At 72.1% G+C, this 4366-nt stretch carries 1 pseudogene; it reads right to left on the bottom strand.

Annotated features, from left to right (window positions below):
* Window positions 1-4301 (bottom strand): annotated as a pseudogene (locus ACWC09_RS52250) (hypothetical protein); the annotation flags it as partial.
* Window positions 4302-4366 lie beyond the last annotated feature (65 nt).

The following is a 4366-nucleotide window of genomic DNA, read 5'->3' as shown; positions in this document are numbered from 1 at the left end:
GGCGATGGCAGCAAGAGGGCGTGTGGGAGCGGATGTTGACGGCGCTGCGCGAACGCGAGCGGGCGCAGATCGGCCGTGATCTCACTCGCAGTGAAAGCCGTCATCAGCTCCCGCGAATCGCCGCGTTTCAGCAGGTTCTGGAGGCGGGACTGCGCGGTCGTTCCACGGACCTTGCCCACCGGCTCCAGGCCGTCGAGGAGGACCTTGGCGATGTCCTCCCTGGGCTCCGCGGGGTGGGCATCGGTGAGCACCTTGAACAGACGCTCCACACTCCGCCGAGCAGCCCTCAGCGCCATCGGATGACCGGACGCGAACTCACCCAACCGCTGCTCGAACTCCCGCGCCCGTGGAAGGTATTCAGGGTCCGTGTACAGCACCCAGAGGCCGGGACCACTGCCCGGCGCCGACATGCTGTCCGGCACCACGGAATCCCCAGCGGCGGACACGGTGTGCGCCTGGGTGCTGTCCGGCTGCACAGCCCGTGAACCACTGGACTCGGCGACCGTGACGTCCGGGGAGCCACCCAGCAGGCCCGGCCGCCGCGACGCGTCGACGCCCCGCTGCGCGGCCAGCTCCCGTGCCACCCCGACGGCCCGGGCGTGCCGGTCCGGCGCACCCGCGAACTCGTGCAGCGCCCGCGCCACACGCACCGTCGCCCAGAACTGCTGGGAGTCCCGCTCCAGCAGTGAACCGCCGCCCTCGCCGAACGTCAGGGGGAACGGGTTGTGGGTGGCTGTGATCTGCGCCGCCGCACGCCACAGTTCCGCGGCTGCGGGCTCGTCCAGACTGCCCAGCGCCGCCACGAACCGCTTGAGTTCCGGCAGGGCGTGAAGCCCGTCATCCGAGTCCGGGCGCTGCCCGGAACCGTCTTCCTGGTCGTCCACGGCCGCTTCCGCCCGCCACCCGGCGGCCAGCCGGGGGTACGTGACCTGCTGTCCCGGCCTGTCCAGCCGACCGGCGAGATCCACCATCCGCGACCGGGCACCCTCGTCGACCGGGGTGATCGCGCCGGTGCGGTCCAGGCGGCGTACCAGCGCGTCCAGATGTGTTCCGGTGATCTGCGTGTCAGGGACGACTCGCAGGACGTCGCGGGCCAGATCCGCCGCGCTGCGTGTGTTCGCCAGGCGCTCGGCCGTCAGGTGCTCCGGACCGCCGTACACCTCACTGGCCAGCCCGCCCAGGTGCCAGACCTGCGCGCCGTCGGCCACGCCGATCCGGCGGGCCAGCGGCAGCAGATCGTCGCGCCCGGCCACCGAGGCGGGACCGGCGAGCCGCCGCAACGCGTCCCTCAGCGGCGTCGGCGGGAACTCCGGCTGTTCCTCTACGGCCTCGATCAGTTCATAACGGCGTTCGCCGTCCCGGACGACAGTGCGGGAGGCGATGTCCAGACGCGCCGAGGGCAGCAGCAGCACCTCGTACTCGTCCTCGTTCACAGAGAACGGCGAGACGTCCCGGGCCGCGTTCCCGGAGAGCTCGGCGCGGACGAGCACACGGTGGGAACCCGGCAGCGGGGCCTTCCTGATGAACAGGAAGGCATCCTCCGCCACCTCACGGTGCCGACTGAAGCTGGCGAACTTGCCGAAGGAGAGCTCCGAGCCCTCGTAGCCAACCAGGCGCGTGCCACGCCAGACCTCACCGGTCGCGGGCGGCAACTGCTCCAGGGCGTCCACCAGCATCGTGGCATGGGCCGCCATCTCCCGCTCGATGGCGGGGAGCACTTCCTCGACCACCGCCCGGAACCGCGCACGCTGCCGATCGAGTTGTGGGAGGTCCATCTGCGGGACGTGCTCAGCCGTGAGGGCTGCGAACTCCGGACGATCGCGCAGCGCGGGCGGCAGGGGGCTCCCGAAGAGGAGGTACTCCTCGACGAGCCATTCGACCTGGCTGCGCAGCGCCGAACGGGATTCGTCCTCATCGGGCCTGAGCATGGGATTGATGAGTTGGTAGGTCGAGCTGGTGTAGGCCGCGAGAGCGGCGAAGTGGGCCGGGGTCAGGCGCTGCAGCACCTGTCGCGCCGTCATCACGTTCTGCCGCAGCCAGCTCTGGACCCAGTCGTCGTCGTCCGGGTTCTCGGGCAGCGGCCGGTCGACGAGGCGCTCGAATTCGTCCCGGTGTTCCTGAACCATCGATATGCCGTGCGCGTCGAGCCCGCTGAAGCCACCGTACTCGACCGGGGTGAAAATACCGGACCAGTAGGCGGCCTCGTGCGGCAGCATGCCGTCCTCGCCGACCTGCTCCCTGAGCTCCGCCGGCGACAGCCCCGGAACCGACCGGTACATGCGCGCCGCATCGTCCAGCGGGTTCGCCGTCAGCGACGGCACCACGTCCGCCGTCTGCAGACCCGCCAGGATCTCGTACAGCGAATGGTCCTGGAGCGGGAGCATCCAGCCGATCAGGGCCAGTGTCAGGCCGTCCGTGTCCAGGCCGGGGACGTTCAGCAGCTTGAAGGCGTTGCCCATCCGCGCGGAGGTGCCCGACACGCCCGCGGACAGCGGCATGCCCCGCCGGCCCTGCATCTCGCGGAACAGCTCGGAGTCCTCGTCCAGCGCGAATTTGGCCTTGCCCGAGACAACACTCACGGGTAGTTCCGGGCCCTGCTCGCCCGGACGCAGATCACCCGCGCGCGGCTCCTCGACGGCCGCGGGCTCCTCGACGATCCGGGTGATGCCGGTCACTGTCCGGCCCTCGGTGCCCTCCGGATCGCTGTAGTGCACCTCGACGCCCAGCACGCCCGGAGCCGAACGCACCTCGTCCAGCAGCGGCGCGCCCTGCTCGTCGAAGGCCACCTGCTCCAGCGGCACCCGCTCGGTACGGAAGCCCAGTACCCGAAGAGCGCCCTGGTTGGCGGCGAGGAACGCCACCTCACGCTCGCTCAGCCCGACGCCCAGCCGCGCCCACTCGCTCGGCGTGGTGGCAAGGTCCCCGCTCAGCCGGTCCGCCACCGGACGCTCCAGGCGGTGCCTGAAGTACGCGTCGCCCCAGTACTTCGCGGCCTCCCGCTTCCACGACGGCGCCTGCGCCGCCACGTTCCCGAGACCGAAGAAGTCGTCGTCGAACATCTCCGCCTTGCCCGGCGCGACCCGCTCGACCGCGGCACGCAGCCAGACGCGCAGATCGCTCCTGAGGAAGGCCACCTGGTCGCGCAGCGCCGGCACGTCCAGGCCCAGGGCTTCCGCCCTCGCCCAGTCGCCGGAGTCGGCGATCTCACGGAGCAGCGGCCGCAACGTCAGCGGGGACGTGTTCTCGATGGCCGCGTTGTAGAAGGCCGTCACCAGCTCCCGTAGGTTGCCACGCTCCAGCAGCTCCTCAAGACGGGACAGCCCGTTGGCGGCACCGATCTGACCGGCCGACGTCAGGTTGTCGGCGAAGAAGACCTTCGCGATCTCCTGCCGGCTCCGGTCCGGGTGTGCCTGGGCGAGTACGTCGAACAGGCGGGCCACGCCCTGCCGGGCCGCCCCCAGCGCTGTCGGCTGGCGGTACGCGTACGCGCCCAGCCGCTTCTCGAACCCCTGGGCCATGGAGACGTACCCCGGGTCCGCGTACAGCGCCCGCAGGCCGCGCTCCGTACCGAGCGCGGGGGAGCCGTCCGGCAGCAGGTCGGTGACCGGCGCCACCGACTGGGCCCCCGCCCCGAGGGGAGCTGAGGGCACGTCGGAGGACGCACCGGTGCCGTCGAGACGTGCCAGGAAGCTCCGCAGAGCGTCCGCCTGCGGTACGTCGGCGTCCCCGGTTTCGTGGGCCCGGGGCGCCACCACCGCCTCGGCCATGCGGGCGGCGACACCACCACGCAGGCCCTCGGGCGCGGCGTCGGCGCCGCGGGCCGCAGCCAGTGACCTGGCCGTCTCGGCGGCCAGCGCCTCCCGGTCCGGCGCGCCCACGTTCTGGTGCAGTACCTGCGCCACCTGCATCGTCGCCCAGAACTGCTCGGGGGCGCGGTCCAGCAGTCCCCCGACACCCTCGGCGACCGTGAGGCCGAAGGGGTTGTACCGCGCGGTGAGCCGCGACGCCTCAGCCCACAGCCGCCGTGCCGTCGGCTCGTCCAGCTTGCCGAACCGCTGCTCCGCGAACCGGCGCAGCGACGCGTCGGGCGCGGCGTCGCGGGCGGCCTGACGCGCGGCATCGGCCTGCGAGGGCTCCGTCGCGTCGGAGGGCGCTTCGACTTCTGCCGCCGTGGGGCGCGTCCCGTCGGCCTGTTGCCGGGACCGTGCCGCAGAGGCCGCTTCGGCCTCCGTCGTTGCGGGGCGTGTCCCGTCGACCTGCCGCTGCGGCTGTGCCGCAGAAAGCGCTTCGGCCTCCGTCACCGCCGGGCGCGTCCCGTCGGCCTGTTGCCGGGACCGTGCCGCAGAGGCCGCTTCGGCCTCCGTCA

Source organism: Streptomyces sp. NPDC001617 (assembly GCF_053596855.1).
Note: the sequence above shows the minus strand (reverse complement) of the source record. Positions and strands in the feature narration are given on the sequence as shown.